Genomic DNA, 16,464 nt, shown 5'->3' on the forward strand with positions numbered 1-16,464 from the left:
CGCATCAGTCTGCACCCATAAAGCGGGCCTTTTTGTGCAGAACTTCCAGGGTGGCGTTGACCAGGCCGTTTTGCGTAGGCATCACCACTGACCAACTGCCTTGATGTTGGCTCATCCTGGCATCACCCAAGTTCAGTAGATCAGTCACATTGGTTTGATTGGTGAATGCCTCACGAAAAAACTGTTCATCCACCAATCTGTCATCACCATACAGAGCCGCTCTTATCGCGGTATTGCTGTTGTGACTCAGTGGATACAGGCCACTGACCATGTGATTCAGCAGTTGTCTTTGATTGAGGAATTCAAACACCGCCCTGGACAAAGCAGAATCATTGATGCGTGATGGATTGCTGGTGGTCAGTTTGCGATAAATCTGCTGCTGTAAGGTGTTGACATGCTGTAAAAAGGCGTCATTGAGCGTGGTTTTAATCGGTTTCATTTCATCCACATAGGTGGTGGAGAGTGATTGATCCTGAATTTGAGCGAGCCAGGCGTCCCAGTTATTTCTGATGACTTGATTGACGTCGGCTTTCTGAGCAGTCAGAAAGGTCAGGCGGTTGGGCAGTAAGCCGAAAGTTCCCCGGTCCAGTGAGGTGTTGATTTGTTTACCAATGATGGGCAGCGGACAGGCCGTGTCCAAAGTTTCCTGGTTATTTTCACCAAACAAATAAATGAGCTTTTGCTCGCTGAGTAGTGGCTGGGTAAACACCGTCGCACCGGCATATTTGCCATTCAACCTGACAGACAGCTGTCCTTCAAAATTGGCTATTTTGTTGTTGTCCAGGTGGGTTGGAACCGACTTGCGGTTTTGCCATTGCACCTGGTCATAACAAATCTCCAGTTCGCCGAGGCCAAACTGGGTGGCCAGCCGGAGGTGATTGGGAAACAATTTCATCACCGCAGCAGATGGTTCCATTTCGGTGAATGCCCCACAGGATGTGGTCACATCACAAGGTTTGATGACCAGTCCATCAGGAATGTGTCGGGTCACCTGGTCAATTGAACCAAACAAATCAATGTCGCTGCCTTCAACCAGTTCGGTCTCAGCATAATCGGTGATGTGGTTATTGATTTCCAGTTTCAAACGTTCCCACTTGGCCAGCAATTTCTGATTCAATGCGGATAATGGATTGGCGTTGCTGAAACAGGACGGGTATTGGTTCAGTCGCTGTCCGCTGTTGATCAATGAGCCGATGGCTGAGGATTTGTTTTTGGCCGCAAAGAGACCTGGCCAGCGGTCATGAAACCAGGCAATTGATTCGGCAGCCAGCAGCCACTCAAAGTTGTTGGGTTGTTGAGTCAGCTGTTGCAAACAACTTTCATCAGACACGGCCTCTGTGGCCAGCACATTGATGATTTGAACACTCGGCATTTCCAGTGCCCGGTTCAGGCTGGTTGGGTTATCCGGTTTGACCTGGTTGCCAGACAAATTGGGTTCACTGGCCGTTTCTGTGGCCCATTTGTACAGTTCATCAAAACAGCTGTTGAATTGGTTGTCTGCTATGGGTTCGGCAGGTTCCGGTGGTTCTTTGTCGCTCAGGTTCAAACAAACCTCAAGGTTTTTTTGTAACTCATTGCGGATGGGATGGACGAGGTAAGCAGCCGTGTCGTCCATGCCCAGTTGCAGGTTGAGAATGTCCTGGTTCAGCACGGCATTGAAGTGATCGGGATTTTTGAATTTTTTTGGCAGTTCAGTCAACACCCGGGTCAACAGTTCCGGTAGCCTGACATCAATCTGGGTAGTGACTTCCTGCCAAAGCTGCCATTGTTCCAGGGCTCGTTCAAGCAGGGTGTTCAGACGGGTTTGTTCGTCAGCCGTAAGCAAGGTGGCACTGAGCTCAATCAGCTGATAGATTTCAATCCAGTCGTTGCTGAAGGCCAGCGGTTGATCTGTCAATCGGTGGTGCCTTTGCCTGATCAGAGCAGTGGTCAATTCATCGTGGTAATGAATGTCAGGATCAGTGACCGACAAAGCAGTGATTGGTTGTTCAAGGTCTGTACTCAGCCACTGCAGTGTCACTGACAAGGCAGATTGGGTGATTTCGCGGGGTTCAATTGGTTCCAGCGTGGTTTCCGGCCATACCAGCCAGTTGGCAACCTGTTGTGGTTGACTGCTGATGATTTGTTCCCAGAAATAAGGCAGATTTACCCAGTGCTGAAACGCCTGATCTGGCAGCAAACCGTTTTCCGGTTTATTGATTTGAGGTGGCAGTTCCAGGTTGGTGGTGCGCCATTTGTTCAGGGTCATGCCATTGTAGTGAGCAATCAGGGTCTGGGCCATCAAGGCATGCGTATTGATTCGGTTGAATGCCTGATAATCTGGTACTTCAGCTTCCAGCGCTTGTAACCACTGTTGTTGTAACTGTTCTGTAGAGGCGAAAGAGTGGGCCAGTTCCCAGGCCATTTGGGTCAGGTAAGCAGCGTGCACCGGGTCGTAGTTACTGCGTAAATGTGCAGCGATTGCATGGGCCGACAAAGTCACCGCGGCTTCCTGTGCTGATGGGTCTTCCTGGCTGTGACTGCTGAAGCTGGCCAGTAACAGGGTGGCGGTCAGTAATAGATTTTTCATGGATTTATTGTATCCGAATAGCGACAGCAACCAAACACTGAATCAGCACTTTCACTATTTATTGGGTACATAGGGCGATGTGAAATACAGAAAAGTGCTGATCAGAAATGCACCGAGTGAAAACATCATTAATTGGCGCCAGAAACTGTTCATCGGGCGTACGATGCTGATGTCGTTGACAAAAATGGTTTCGCAGGCACCATTACCCGTGTCAGTACGGGTGGTACTGGTGGCCCGCTCGTACCCTGTTGGGTTCTGATAATTGGCCAGCCAACCGGAGAGCGTGATCTGATCACCGATTTGAATGTCTTTGATGGTGTCCCTGACGAATTCATCGGCTGCCAACAGGTGGTTGTTGGATAATTGGTGGTGGTTAAAAGCATCCCAGGCCTGCCGGCTTTGGCTGCCGTAGTTGCAGGTGAACTGACCGTTACTGAAATCGAAATCCTGCAACAGTTCAGGATTGGCTGAGTCTCCCCAGACCACACAAAAGTCAGCCACATTGAGGTGGTCTTTTGATAAGGCATGAAGCATCATGCCATTTTCCGAGTCATGCAATCGGTAAGATACCACCAGACCATTGAGTCGGTAATCAAACCTGGGTTTGACAAGGAATTGTTCATCGTTGTAAGTGGTCATAAATGGTGCCTGATTCACAGCCCTCTGTACCGGATCAATGTTCAATTCAGGCAGCAATGGCAAATCCGCCGGAATCTCATTGCGGTTGATAAAAGAGATCAGTAACACCAATAAACTGACGATACTGAATTTGGCAGACAGGTTATGCATGGGCTCATTATAAAGCAATGCTCCGAAGACGTCATGAGCAACTGTTTCGGGCCCATTGACATCAATGGTATACTGGAATAAAGGCATTGAATATCAGGCAAAAAACCATATCGGATGAACTGATTTGGTCTACAATAAACCACCCGAATGAATCCATCAAAAACATGAAAAACCTGAAAATAATCACCACCGGAGGCACCATTGATAAATTGTATTTTGATGACCTCAGTGACTATCAAATCGGTAAGCCCATCATTGGTGAGTTATTGAACACATATCATGTGGGGTTTGATTTTGAAGTGGTGCCGCTGATGAAGAAAGATTCGATCTACATCACTGATGAAGACCGGGAACTGATACGTCAGGTGATCGCGAAATCTGATGAACAGCATTTTCTCATCACCCATGGAACCGACACCATGGTTGACACCGCACGTTTCCTCCATGGTATTGAAGACAAAACAATCGTTCTGACCGGAGCACTCACCCCGGCACGCTTCAATGCCACCGATGCGATTTTTAACATTGGTTGTGCTGTGGCTGCGGTGCAAACCAAACCACCGGGTGTTTGGGTCATCATGAACGGCCTGGTCTGGGACCCTGAACATGTCAGGAAAAACCGCAAAGCCAATCGTTTTGAGGAGGTGTGATCATGGCCAATATCCTGCGCGTTCATCCGGAAAATCCTCAACCCAGGTCAATCAAGGCAGCGATTGAAACGGTGCGCAATGGCGGCCTGATCATTTACCCGACTGATTCTGGTTATGCGATCGGTTGGGGCGTTGATAACCTCAAAGCCCCCAAAATTGTGGCCCTGATCAAACAAATAGATGCCCAGCACCATTACACCATGATGTGTTCCAGTATTTCACAAATGACGGAATTTGTATTGGTGGATAATGTGGCATTCCGGCTGATCAAACAGCATACCCCGGGACCTTACACGTTCATCATGGCAGCCACCCGACGGGTTCCCAAAAAGCTACAGCATCAAAAGCGGAAAACCATAGGCATCAGGATTGATGCCCATCCGGTGGTACAATCTCTATTGGAAGAATTGGGTGAACCTTTGATGACGTCTACCCTGGAATTCCCTGAAGTCGATATGTATGAGCTGGATGTTGAGGACATAGAGCTGAGGGCAGGTAACCGGGTGAACACCATCATTGATGCCGGCTATTGTGAACAGGACCCATCAACGGTGGTGGATCTTTCTGAAGGTGACATCAACATCATCAGGCAAGGTAAGGGCGAGATCGATTTTGTCTGAACAAACACCCAATAATCAGGTACAACAGGCAGAGATGCCGTTCGCTGTGGTGGAAGGCAAACCATTCACCCAGATGCCCACTGATTTATACATTCCACCGGATGCGCTGGAAGTCATTTTAGAAGCATTTGAAGGGCCGCTTGATTTGCTGTTGTATCTGATCAGAAGGCAGAATCTGGACATCCTTAACATTCCAATACATGACATCACCCGTCAATACGTGGAATACATCGAATTGATGCACCAGTTGAACTTCGAACTGGCCGCAGAGTACCTGGTGATGGCTGCCATGCTGGCCGAAATCAAGTCCAGGATGTTGTTACCCAAACCGGCCAGTGAAGAGGAAGAAGAAAGCGATCCACGGGCTGAACTGATCAGGCGGTTACAGGAATATGAACGCTTTAAACAAGCTGCTGAAGACATTGATGAATTACCCAGGGTAGGCCGAGACGTTTTTATTGCGACGGTTTATCATGACCAGCAACAACAGTCAGATGTGGACATTGAGGTTGACATCAAAGACCTGTTGATGGCCTTTAAAGAGGTGATGGCTCGGGCTGACCTGAAGGTGTCACATGAAATTGAACGGGAAGTGCTCAGTGTTCGTGATCGCATGACTCTGGTGCTGGATCAATTGATGGCCCACAAAACCATCAGCTTCTATGCATTATTTACCCGCGAAGAAGGTCGGCAAGGTGCGCTGGTGGCTTTTCTGGCGGTGCTAGAGTTGCTCAAAGCACAAACCCTTGAGCTGGTCCAAAATGCGCCATTTGGAGAAATTTACTTACAGGCAGCAGGCAGTTAACATGGAAATCAAAGAACTTAAACACACCATTGAAGCGGCTTTACTGGCCTTTGATGAGCCCCTTTCTGCCAAAGATTTACTGCAGATGTTTGCCGATCAGGAAATCACTGTTACTGACATTAATCAAGCCCTGAACGCATTGGAGGCTGATTATGCAGAGCGGTCGATTGAGTTAAAGCGGTTGGCCAGGGGTTATCGATTGCAAACCAAATCATCGGTACAACACTGGTTACAAAATCTACAACAACAAAAACCCAAAAAACTGTCCAGAGCGCTGTTGGAAACCCTGGCTCTGATTGCCTACCGTCAACCCATCACCCGGGGTGAAATTGAGGACATTCGTGGGGTGGCGGTGTCGAGTAAAATCATTCACTTCATGATGGACCAGGATTGGATCCGGGTACTGGGTTACAGGGATGTGCCCGGTAAGCCTGCCATGTTGGGCACCACCAAAGGATTTTTGGATCACTTTAATCTGACTTCACTACAGGATTTACCAAGCCTGGCTGAAATCAAAGACATTGAAACCCTGGAGCAGGAACTGGATTTTCCAGATCAGGCAGCCAGTGAAAACACACAACAGGAATTAAAAGATGAGTCATGATGACATGGGTTTTGAACCCACCGAACGCATACAAAAAACCCTGGCCCGTTGCGGGCTTGGCTCAAGGCGGCAAATTGAACAGGCCATCAAATTGGGACAGATCAGCATCAACCGCAAACCGGTGGTGTTGGGCCAAAAACTCCAGGCAGGTGATAAAGTGGTGTGGAAAAACCGCGTTTGGGTGGTGGAAACAGAGTCCGTCAGGCCCCGGGTATTGATGTATCACAAGCCCACAGGTGAGGTGACCACCCGCAAGGATGAAAAAGGCCGGTCTACGGTGTTTGACCGATTACCCAAAATAAAAGGGCAAAAATGGCTGAACATTGGTCGTTTGGACATCAACACCACCGGCTTGTTATTGTTCACCAATGATGGAGATTTCGCCAATCACATGATGCACCCCAGTGCCAATATTGATCGTGAGTATGCATGTCGGGTGTTTGGTGAAATCACTGAAGAAAACATCCGTAATCTGCTCAGTGGTGTCAAGCTGGAAGATGGTGTGGCGCGTTTCTCAGACATACAGCCTGCCGGTGATGAAGACAATGAAAAATCAGCGAACAGCTGGTTTCATGTGGCCATCATGGAAGGGAAAAACCGTGAAGTCCGGCGCCTTTGGGAGTCACAGAATGTGCAGGTTAACCGCTTGAAACGGGTGCGCTACGGAGGGGTTTTTCTGCCCAAAAATCTGCGTCAGGGCGAATGTCGGGAGCTGAATGCCAAAGAGCTCGACATCTTGTTTAAAGACACCGCTTATCAGCCCTCTGATCAATCACTGGTGGTTAAGTCAGTGAAAAAAGGCCGGCGCTGATCACCACTTAAATGGTGGTTTACGCCGCCAGTACTGGATCAGCAGAAATCCTGTGATGGCACCACCCAAATGGGCAATGTGCGCAATGCCATCATTTCTGGGGTTGATGCTGCTGAGCAGTGCAATGCCGGCAAATATCATCACGAAGTATTTGGCTTTGATGGGTATTGGCGGTAATACCAGGTAGATGGTGTGGTTGGGCCACATCATGCCATAAGCCACCAACAGGCCATAAACAGCGCCTGATATACCGATTGCACCAATGTCGCTTAACAATGCATTGGCCAGTCCTGAGCCAATGATACAAACCATGATGAAAATACTGTATTTTTTCTCTCCCCAGAAATGTTCAATCTGTGAACCAAACATCCAGATGGCAAAGCCATTGAAGAACAAGTGCATGGGGCTGCCATGCAACAGTGCATAGGTCACCAATTGCCAGGGATAAAACAATTCAGAACCGATCGGATAGAGTGGGAAATAACGGCCTATAAATTGTCCGCCGGTTTGTCCCAGGATGTTTTGTGCCAGGTACATCACCACAATGGCGATCAGGATGTTGCGGGTCACCGGTGGGATGGCGCTCAATGGGTTGTTAGCTTGCATCTGGGTTAAAGAACTCTTTGTATTGAGCCGGTAATCTGAGGCCATCGGCGTCAATTTCAAGGCCAAAATGGGCCACACATGCTGGTTGAAACTGAAAGGCTCGTAAAGAAAACAAGTGTCGCGCCAATAAAGACATGGTTGGGTTGTGTCCAACCAGTATCAGGTTGTCAATGTCAGCATGCCGCTCCATCACATCGCACCATTGACCGGTTTGGGCACCATATAAATTCGCTTGTGCCTTGATTTCAACGCTGTTGAGCTGTTCTCCAATGGTGTGGGCTGTGGTCGTTGTTCTCAGGGCATCTGAGCAGACAATCAAGCTTTTTGAAGCTGGTATTCTGGTGGCTATGAATCGACCACTTTGGGTGGCCTGCCGGATTCCCAGGTCAGACAATGGCCGCTGATGGTCAGTGGCCGTTGTGAATGGTGAATCACCGTGTCTGACAACGAACAGATTCATCACAACTGACTCAGCTCGATGGCTTTCTGTTTGAATTGGGTTTTGATTTCGCTGTCAGATAAAGCAGCAGGCAATGCCTCAATGTGCGCAGATAAAGCCCGCAGGCTGTTCTGATTGCTGTCTTTGTGTGGTTGAAAAAGCAGCCGGGACCGGTCGGCATGAAAAGCCTGTAGCTCAAAAAAATAAATCTTCTGTTGGGTACTGAAAAACTCATGGGCACTGAGGTTGGCTTGTTGATGAGACAACAATTCGTCATAAATATCAATTGCTGAATCGGCAAAATCATCAATCGGCAGGCTGACATTTGCGGTGTCAATGTCACAGGCAAGGAGCACCAATTGTGCGTCTTCATCCGGCAAATCGAGTTGAGCCAGCAAATGATGAGCCAGGTTACCCTGAAAAAAGTTTTTACTGCGTTTACCTCCGGAGCCAAATGTACTGCCTTCAATCATGGTTTTCAGCAGCAATTGGTTGTGTGATGTCCATAAACCCTGATCACTGGTTTGGGTCATCAGGCGATGTGCTTCAGTAAAACTGGCTACTTCATTGGCACCCACCAGTGAATCATCAGATTCAGGTTTTCTTGGTTCAGCCTGGCGCAGATCATGACAGGCGGCAAACAAACTCAGTAAGGCCAGTCGTTCGGGTGTGATGGGTTGTTCACTGGATTCCTGACAGTACATGATGCGCAGCAATAAGTCATTGATGTGGTATTCATTGTGGTAACTGCGAGGATGATGGCTGAGGCTGCCATTTCGAACGGCCATACGTGCATAGGCAATGGTCATGGCTTGAGACAACTGGCGATGCCATGGCTGATCAGCAAATACCTGGTCGGCCCACAATTGCCAGTGAGTCAGTTTGACATGGTCTGCTGGCAATTGTGCCAACACGTCTTCAGCCTGCTGATATTCGCTGATCATGCGCTCAGTTGAATCAATGGCTGCGGACTCATTCATTACAGTTTAACCTGTCGGGCCTTTATACAGGTCTTTCAGTTTAACATAATGCCGCGCTGAGTAGTCCAGTGATTCCATTTCAGCTGTGCTGAGCCGACGAACCATTCTGGCAGGATTACCCAACCACAACTCTCCGCTGCGGATCACTTTGCCAGGTGACAACAGGCTACCGGCCCCCAGCATACTGTGGTGCTCCATGTGGGCATCATCCAGTACAGTGGCTCCCATGCCAATCAGGCAGTAGTCATCAATGCGACAGGCATGCAGAATGGCTCCATGGCCCACCGTTACCCCCTGGCCAATGATCAGGGGCCCACCATCAGGGTTATGGTCAGAACGGTGGGTGACATGCAATACACTGTTGTCCTGAATGTTGGATTGGGCACCAATATGGATGTGATGAACATCACCTCTGATGACCGTCATCGGCCAGACAGAAGCATCGGCAGCAATGCTGACTTCACCAATCACTACAGCGGCTTCATCAATGTAGGCGCTGGGATCAATGTCAGGGTGGTGGTGTTGAAAAGGTCTGATGTTTTTCATAAAAAAAACGCCCCTGAGAACAGGGGCGCTGGATTGTTTTTATGATCAGTATTTGATCACAAAGTCGGTTTCAAATCCCTGGTCAGAGAAGCCCATCGATACGTCCTGATGAGTCCAGTAAAGCATACTGAGCGTTAACTCTTTCTGCATCTGCAGTTCCTCTTTGACCGATTGCGGCATGTTGGGCATGTCAGCCATGGCGAATACCTGTTCCATCAATTGGCGGTAACCTTCGGCACTGGCACTCATGGCAATCAACGCTTGCTTACCGGAATCCTGTACTTTTTCACTCAGTTCACCACCACCTTCATGACCCAGTGACAGGCCAATGGTATCTGCTGAAATGGCTGCATACAGGTGGCTGATGTCAAATGGCACGTCTTTGCCACTGATCATTGGCACTTTGTCGGCCAGGGTGATCAATGACCCATCGGTTTTCAGCTCCATACCCTGCAACTGTGGCACCATCATTTGTGCCATACCCATCAGGGCTTCGGTTTCGTCCACTGCCAGGAAAATCTGGGTTTTCAGACTTTCGATCATTTCATTGGGATCCGGGTTGGCCAGGTTGGCATTCTCCAGATTCAGTTTCAATTCGTCCAGAGACAGGTTAAAGCCCTTGAAATTACCCACAAAAGGTGGAATGGGTTGACTCAGTTTGGCCTGCATTTCAGCGGCTTGCTGGTTCAATGGTGCCAAATGTTCACAGGCATATGGCGATGCCACCAGATCATTGGCGTATTTAACCGCCACATCCTTGGCACCCATGAGATCAAAACTCATACCAAAAGCAAAGGCGGCATCGGCATTACCATGTGGAATGCGGCCGGCCAGGGTGGCCATGTCTGCGGCCAAAGCAGCATCCATTTCCCAAACAAAGGTGCCGTGAATCGTGTCATTGGTCAATTGTTTGTTGCCAGCGACCATGCGCGGCGCATGACCAATCAATGCTGTGATCTCAGCTTTACAGACAGCCGATAACATGTTGTCTTCAATTTGTAAAAAGTTCACCAATGCAGAATTGTGTTTTGCAGGATTGATGAAATGGTCTGCCAGTGTTTGAAAATCAACCACCATTAAATCGTCATTGGTGTAACCGTGAGCCTGCTTGACCTGATCCATCAATGACCGGTCGTTTGCCAGAGTAGTGGCCGGTTTTTCAGCACCAATCAATTGATTAATCAACTGATCCTTGATCACCGCAGGGGCACCCGAAATGGTCAGGTATTCACCGTCTGTGGCCAACAGCACAGTTATTTTTTCTGCTGCAATTTCACGGACTTTGATTCCACTGACCTCGGTCATTGTCATGGGCAGGTCAAATTCTTGTTGCGCCTCAGTCAACATGGCTTCCATCTGGTTACCGGCGCTGAGTTTGATACGAACTACCGGGAACAGATCTACCATGTAAACGGCGATTTGGGTTTCTCCCACTTTCAGTCCGACTTTGTTGAATTTGTCCTGGATTAACCATTTGTCCAGAAAACTCATGGCTTTGGTGGCCATTTCATTTTGATCTGTGGAGTCAATGGTGATCGATTCTACATCTTCAGGCATACCTTCACTTTCTAAGGTTTCGGCCAATGCTTCGGCCAGTTCAGCCTGCTTTTTCTCGGCTGTTTTCATGGCTTGTTTCATGAATACTTCAAGGTATTTAACGGCCCCATCCATATTACTTTGCATGACTTCCTGGTATCTGTCAGGATATTGATCAGGATTGATGCCACTGACCAACAAAAGCGGGGTGTCGGCAGGAATGTATGACAGGATGTCAGGCTGGGCAGCTGCCTGAGTGACCGCCTTAGCCGGGGTTTCTTTCGGGTCATCACTACATGCCACCAGGGACATGGTCATGACCAGGATCATGAGTTTTTTCATGGTTTGGATTCTCCTTTGGATTCTACAATTAAAACAGTTCCATCAATGTCGGTGACCTGGATAAGCGTGCCAACCGGTGCATCAGCACCTTTGACTTTCCAGGTTGAATCATCGACTTTGATTTTACCAACCCCATTGATGATGGGTTGGCTGAGTTCGAAGGTACGGCCAATGTATTGATGGCCGCGTTTGTTGAGTGTTGGGTGACTGTGTGATTTATCTCTGCGTTTGTCATACACATACCAGGCAATGACAGAAAATATGGTAGCGAGGGTGAAAATCACCATCTGTGATTCCCAATTGAGGCCAAACATCCATTGCAGCACAGCGGTGAGAAAAGCGGAAAAACTGACCCACAGCAGGTAATAAGAACCGACCATCATTTCCACCACCAGCAACAACACCGCGGCAGACAACCAGTGCCAGGGTGACAGACTCATCAGGTATCCAATCATGTACCAGCCTCCTTGTCTTTGAATTCTTTGACCAGTTCAGTGATACCGGCCAGTGAGCCGAGAACCTGCGTGGCCTCCATGGGCAAAATCAAGGTTTTCTGATTGGGAGAGTCAGCAAATTTGCCAAACTGGTCGAGGTACTTTTGCGCCACAAAATAATTAATGGCATTGAGATTGCCAGAGGAAATTGCTTCAGACACCATGTGGGTGGCCTTGGCTTCGGCTTCAGCCTCACGTTCTCGGGCTTCGGCCTCCAAAAAGGCAGCCTGTCTCAGGCCTTCGGCTTCCAAAATGGCTGATTGTTTTGAACCTTCGGCTTTTAAAATATCAGATTGTCTGTGGCCTTCAGCTTCCAGGATTTCAGCCCGTTTAAGACGTTCAGCTTTCATTTGTTTGGCCATTGCTGCGACCAAGTCCTGCGGTGGCTTGATGTCTTTGATTTCAATCCGCGTGACTTTGACCCCCCAGGGTGAGGTGGCCTCATCAACCACGGCCAGTAAACGGTGGTTGATTTCATCCCGCTTGGACAGTGATTCGTCCAGATCCATGGCGCCCAGTACGGTTCTGATGTTGGTCATGGTCAGATTGAGGATGGCATATTCCAGGCGGTTCACTTCATAAGCGGCCTTGACGCAATCCAGAATCTGATAAAACACCACCCCGTCGACAGTGACCACGGCGTTGTCCTTGGTGATGACTTCCTGTGATGGCACATTGGCCACTTGTTCCATCATATTGATTTTCCGGCCAATGCGTTCGACAAAAGGCACTTTCATTCCCAAGCCGGGTGAAAAAACCCGACGGAATTGTCCAAATCGTTCTACGGTGTATTCAAATCCCTGTGGCACAACCACAAATACACTGCGCAGAAAGATGACTGCAAATACGCCAAGAATGATATAAAAAATGGTGTCGTCCATAAGGGGGCCTCCAATCGCTTTGTAATGATTTTAGCATGATTATAAATCATTTCTCATGTGCCATTGGTGATATCAAAAGAAGTGGCAGGGAATTATGCGACGCTGTTCACTAAATCCTGACGGGACAGGGGTTTGCTCAACACCTCTGTAATCCCCAACTGTTGGAGTTGGTTAATCAGTTGAGCCGTTGGATTGGCAGTCATTAACAGGCATTTATCAGCCATCTTGGACAATTCATCCCACACCTCAGTCACCTGCTTGTTACCCAGGTTCAGGTCACTGATGGCCACATCAAATCGAGCGTTGGATTGAATCAGTTTGCGCAGGGCAGGCAGACCATTGATGGCCGTGACCTGGTGATTGAGTTCTGTCAGGTAATGCTCAAACAACAACAGGCAATCTTCGTCATCATCCAGCAACAATACTTTTTTGGCTGTTACCAGCACAGCAAGTGGCATACTCAGTCGAAAAGTGGAGCCTGAAGAGTCACTGTGATGCAGGCACAACTGTGCAGACAACTGTTCAGCCAGCATGTTGGAGATCACCAGGCCAATGCCATTGCCGGCCGCCTCACTGCGGTGCTCTCTTGACCAGGGTTTGAACAACTGTTTCCGGAACGCTTCACTGATGCCACACCCGCTGTCCTGAACCTCACAGTGAAATTCATCACTGGTCACCTTCGAACTGATTTTAACGATGCCCTGATCGGTGTACTTGATGGCATTGCTGATGAGGTTGGTAAGGATTTGCACCCATTTACCTTGATGGCACTGTATATGGATATCATGATCAATGGCATTGATCAGTTGCAGGTTCTTTTGTGCGGCCTGTAACTGAAAATCCCGACACAGTTCTGCCACCACTTTGGCTGGTGAAAAAACCTGTTTTTGCTGACTGCTTTGTTGATTGTCATAATCCAGTGTTTGGCGGATGATGGTCGATAGTTTGTCGACATTGCTGTTGATGATTCGGGTGGCTTCACTCAGCTCTATGGCGTGCTCGGCCAATAAATCGTTGTAACCCTTGATGGCATTGAGCGGGTTGCCCATTTCGTGTGACAGTGCGGAAATAAAAAAAGATTTGGCGTTGTTGGCTTCGCGAAGTTCCTGATGGGCGGTTTCCAATGCCTGAAACAGTCCTTTAAAGCGCAGTTTTTCAAGCTCTTCATCATGCGCCATTTGTTGCTTGTACTGTACCTGTTGATGGATCACATCCACCGGTACCATGATCAGATATTTATGCTCATTGGTCAGGGTGAAATGCACATCATAAACATGTTCTTGGTGATGATAAAAAGGCAAATAAAAGGATTCATCCAGTGGCTCTGCTGCCAGCACGGGCAGAACCTCTTTGATGTCATTGATTTGCGAAACGGCCAATACGTCCCTGGCAGTTTGATTCAAGGAAGTGACCTGATTGTCCGCATCCAGGGTGATGACGACCCAGCCTGTTGCCTGGTAATGTTCATGAATCTGCTGAACGATTTGTCCGGGTAGTTTCACGACAGTAAACGACTCAGGGCCGCAAAGCCCTCTTCAACATGATCTCCGGTTTTGGCACTGGTCCAGAAACTGTGTGCAGTCAGTCCGGCAATGGATTGATCCAGTGCCGGCTGCCAGTTGATGTCATCTTTTCGGTCAGTTTTATTGATGAAGCAGACCGCAGGCAGGGCTTTTAACTCGGGTGAGTCTGCCACAATATCGGCCAATGTGTGAACCGACTCGGGTTCAGTGGCATCGGCCACAAAGATGATGCCATGGGCTCCTCTCAGGTAAGGTTTGTAATGATTTTCCTGTTCAAAACCCGCAATGTCCCAGATGATCAGCTTGGTTGTGTTGTCAATGATCTTGGTGGAAATGGCGACCCCAACTGTGGTTTGATATTTATCGGCAAAATGATTTTTCACATAGCGGTCAACCAATGAAGTCTTCCCCACTGCAAAACGTCCGATCATACAGATTTTTTTAGATTTCATCGATTGACCTCAAACCAAACCCCAATCAGATCGGTATTCACGGTTGTGGTGATCTGTTCGCAGAGGATGGTTTCAACTTGAATGAGTGAGCGATCAACGCCCGATTGCACCAGCTGTTCTGCCAGCCAGGTACCCCTTTTGCGGTTATTGGCGTTGCTTTCCTGCAATGAGCCCTGGCAATCACTTTGAGCAATCAACTTGATTTGTTTTGCCTGGTTGTGTCGGTGCAGCGTTAAAAATGCCGCAGCTTTTTGGTTTAACAATGACTGCTGTGCAGGGCTGAGTTGGTTTGTAGCGATAAAATTAAGCGGCTCAGAAGTGATGCTCTTAAGCTGAGTCGAGGCGTTCAGCAGGGTTAATCCCGAAGCATCAATGGCCTCAAAGTGTTGATTCAACAACTGCCAGTAATCGTCAACATCGCTGACCATCAATTCTCCGGAAGCAACAATTTTTTCATCAATCACCTGCAATTTGAGGTATTCAGGCAGGGGATGTTGTTGCAGGTGGTTCAGCAACTGCTGATTCAGATCAGGCGGTTGTGGCCGTGCTGTGCTTTGGTCATCTACCTGGCTGATACCGGGTATGATGCCCAGCATTTGCCGTTGTAGCCGGTGTTGTTGTACATCATCGAAATGCCCGGTCAGGGTGAGCAAGCCATGCCGGACTTCAACCTCTAAGTCGGGTTGATTGAGCAATAACCTTACCCGGTTAGCAATCAGTTCATCATCCAATGATACATAAGGTTGTGTTGCCAGGCGAATATCTGCAGACAGCGTACTGGTGTCCGCCAATGGATCCAGTAATCCGGTCACCAAAAAGCCATCGTCATTTGGCGTGATCTGCTGTACCACCAGACCATCAATGGCAGCCAATTGGAGCCTGGTTTCGCTGAGGGCTTTGTGTTGCTGATAGGTACGCCATGAAAACCAGCCAATTAATAACAAAGCAATGATCAGCCAGGGCCAGAAATTAACTCCGGATGATTCCTCATCATCAGATTGGCTTTTGGTGACCAGTAAATTTTCCAGCTCAACTTTCAAATCCGGGTTGTTATTCCAGGTATTTTGATCATTGATGTCGCTGGCAAAGTCGATGTGGATTTGTTCAGATGCGGCAGACAAGTGATCAACCAGCCTCGGGGTATATGCCCCTTTGATGACCACGGCCAGATTGGCCTGACTGCCGGAGATGACCTCCACATTGCGTTCTCCTAACTTGGCTGCAGACAAATGGCTGCCATCATGCCCCATCGAATCCTGGACAAAACTTTCAATGGCAGTCAGCATGGCTGAGATGGCCTCTTTGTCTTGCATCAAGGCATCCTCGTGGCCGGCATGTTCAATCAGTAATCCGGATTCTTTGTCAATCAGAAAAACCTGTTGCACCTGGTATTCAATGGTGTTGCTGAAGACTATTTCAGTGAACGAAATACCTGTGCGATAGGCTTGCCAGCGCCACCTCAGCGCTTTGATGGAAAAGCGTTGCTCCATGGCCCGGTTAACGTCCTGGACAAATTTACTGATGGCATTGGCAACTGACTGCCTGATCATTGGCCCCATGATGGGAATCATGGCGTCAATGAATGATTTCTGATTGGCTTTGATGGCCCTGGTCAGTGCTTTGGGGTCAAGCCGGGAGAACTTTTTTTGAAATTCAGGATTTTGTTTTATGGTTTGGTCAGCCGCGTTGTCCAGTACCTGGCTGACTTTTTCGGTGAATGCCTGTCGATCATCCAACAGCTTTTGTATGGCTTTGATCTGTGCAATTTCCTCACCCAGCAGTAAGGATTTTAGTTTGTCACGATCTTCGCTCATGGA

At 48.4% G+C, this 16,464-nt stretch carries 16 protein-coding genes and 1 pseudogene; 5 read left to right on the forward strand and 12 right to left on the reverse strand.

The window, feature by feature from the left end; genetic code table 11:
* Positions 1-4: 4 nt before the first annotated feature.
* Complete coding sequence (locus B0475_RS05630; protein ID WP_077410788.1) at positions 5-2,569, reverse strand: hypothetical protein; 2,565 nt, start codon at positions 2,567-2,569, stop codon at positions 5-7.
* Positions 2,570-2,623: 54 nt separating this feature from the next.
* A complete protein-coding gene (locus B0475_RS05635; RefSeq protein ID WP_077410789.1) occupies positions 2,624-3,445 on the reverse strand; it encodes a hypothetical protein in 822 nt (273 codons plus the stop codon).
* A gap of 77 nt (positions 3,446-3,522) precedes the next feature.
* Between B0475_RS05635 and B0475_RS05640 the strand changes: the two genes are divergently transcribed.
* The 5 genes and pseudogenes from B0475_RS05640 to B0475_RS05660 all read left to right on the forward strand — a co-directional run bounded on the left by B0475_RS05640 (position 3,523) and on the right by B0475_RS05660 (position 6,848).
* Positions 3,523-4,008: an asparaginase domain-containing protein gene (locus B0475_RS05640; RefSeq protein WP_077410931.1), complete on the forward strand. Its 486-nt coding sequence runs from the start codon at positions 3,523-3,525 to the stop codon at positions 4,006-4,008.
* A 2-nt stretch (positions 4,009-4,010) separates the two neighbouring features.
* Complete coding sequence (locus tag B0475_RS05645) at positions 4,011-4,628, forward strand: L-threonylcarbamoyladenylate synthase (protein WP_077410790.1); 618 nt, start codon at positions 4,011-4,013, stop codon at positions 4,626-4,628.
* A pseudogene (locus B0475_RS05650) lies at positions 4,621-5,421 on the forward strand (segregation and condensation protein A); the annotation flags it as partial. The gene B0475_RS05645 and the pseudogene B0475_RS05650, both read left to right, overlap by 8 nt.
* 13 nt (positions 5,422-5,434) lie before the next feature.
* A complete protein-coding gene (gene scpB / locus B0475_RS05655) occupies positions 5,435-6,037 on the forward strand; it encodes an SMC-Scp complex subunit ScpB (protein WP_077410791.1) in 603 nt (200 codons plus the stop codon).
* Positions 6,027-6,848, forward strand: a complete 822-nt coding sequence (locus B0475_RS05660; protein ID WP_109862353.1) for a pseudouridine synthase — start codon at positions 6,027-6,029, stop codon at positions 6,846-6,848. Before scpB ends, B0475_RS05660 begins: the two co-directional genes overlap by 11 nt.
* On the opposite strand, the gene B0475_RS05665 is transcribed toward B0475_RS05660, so the two are convergent.
* From B0475_RS05665 to B0475_RS05710, 10 genes are all read right to left on the reverse strand, one after another.
* Positions 6,849-7,454 carry a rhomboid family intramembrane serine protease gene (locus B0475_RS05665; RefSeq protein WP_157892732.1) on the reverse strand — a complete coding sequence of 202 codons (606 nt, stop codon included), beginning with the start codon at positions 7,452-7,454 and terminating at the stop codon, positions 6,849-6,851.
* Entirely contained in the window at positions 7,444-7,914 is a 471-nt protein-coding gene (locus B0475_RS05670; protein ID WP_077410793.1) for a SixA phosphatase family protein, read from the reverse strand. The genes B0475_RS05665 and B0475_RS05670 overlap by 11 nt, the downstream gene beginning before the upstream one ends.
* Positions 7,914-8,873, reverse strand: coding sequence for a hypothetical protein (locus B0475_RS05675; RefSeq protein WP_077410794.1), 960 nt, complete (start codon positions 8,871-8,873; stop codon positions 7,914-7,916). Before B0475_RS05675 ends, B0475_RS05670 begins: the two co-directional genes overlap by 1 nt.
* A gap of 6 nt (positions 8,874-8,879) precedes the next feature.
* The gene (locus B0475_RS05680; protein WP_077410795.1) at positions 8,880-9,419 is read right to left on the reverse strand and encodes a gamma carbonic anhydrase family protein; all 540 of its coding nucleotides are present in this window, start codon (positions 9,417-9,419) and stop codon (positions 8,880-8,882) included.
* Between the two features lie 45 nt (positions 9,420-9,464).
* Positions 9,465-11,297, reverse strand: a complete 1,833-nt coding sequence (locus B0475_RS05685) for a hypothetical protein (RefSeq protein WP_077410796.1) — start codon at positions 11,295-11,297, stop codon at positions 9,465-9,467.
* Positions 11,294-11,752 carry an NfeD family protein gene (locus tag B0475_RS05690; RefSeq protein ID WP_077410797.1) on the reverse strand — a complete coding sequence of 153 codons (459 nt, stop codon included), beginning with the start codon at positions 11,750-11,752 and terminating at the stop codon, positions 11,294-11,296. Before B0475_RS05690 ends, B0475_RS05685 begins: the two co-directional genes overlap by 4 nt.
* Complete coding sequence (locus tag B0475_RS05695) at positions 11,749-12,672, reverse strand: SPFH domain-containing protein (protein ID WP_077410798.1); 924 nt, start codon at positions 12,670-12,672, stop codon at positions 11,749-11,751. The genes B0475_RS05690 and B0475_RS05695 overlap by 4 nt, the downstream gene beginning before the upstream one ends.
* Before the next feature lie 92 nt (positions 12,673-12,764).
* On the reverse strand, positions 12,765-14,174 hold the full coding sequence (locus tag B0475_RS05700) for an ATP-binding response regulator (RefSeq protein WP_077410799.1): 1,410 nt from the start codon (positions 14,172-14,174) through the stop codon (positions 12,765-12,767).
* Positions 14,171-14,647 carry a Rab family GTPase gene (locus B0475_RS05705; protein ID WP_077410800.1) on the reverse strand — a complete coding sequence of 159 codons (477 nt, stop codon included), beginning with the start codon at positions 14,645-14,647 and terminating at the stop codon, positions 14,171-14,173. The genes B0475_RS05700 and B0475_RS05705 overlap by 4 nt, the downstream gene beginning before the upstream one ends.
* Positions 14,644-16,461 carry a BON domain-containing protein gene (locus B0475_RS05710; protein ID WP_077410801.1) on the reverse strand — a complete coding sequence of 606 codons (1,818 nt, stop codon included), beginning with the start codon at positions 16,459-16,461 and terminating at the stop codon, positions 14,644-14,646. Before B0475_RS05710 ends, B0475_RS05705 begins: the two co-directional genes overlap by 4 nt.
* Between the last annotated feature and the right edge of the window lie 3 nt (positions 16,462-16,464).

It is taken from the genome of Marinicella sediminis, from assembly GCF_002000055.1.
In the GTDB taxonomy this organism is placed as follows: Bacteria; Pseudomonadota; Gammaproteobacteria; order Xanthomonadales; family Marinicellaceae; genus Marinicella; species Marinicella sediminis.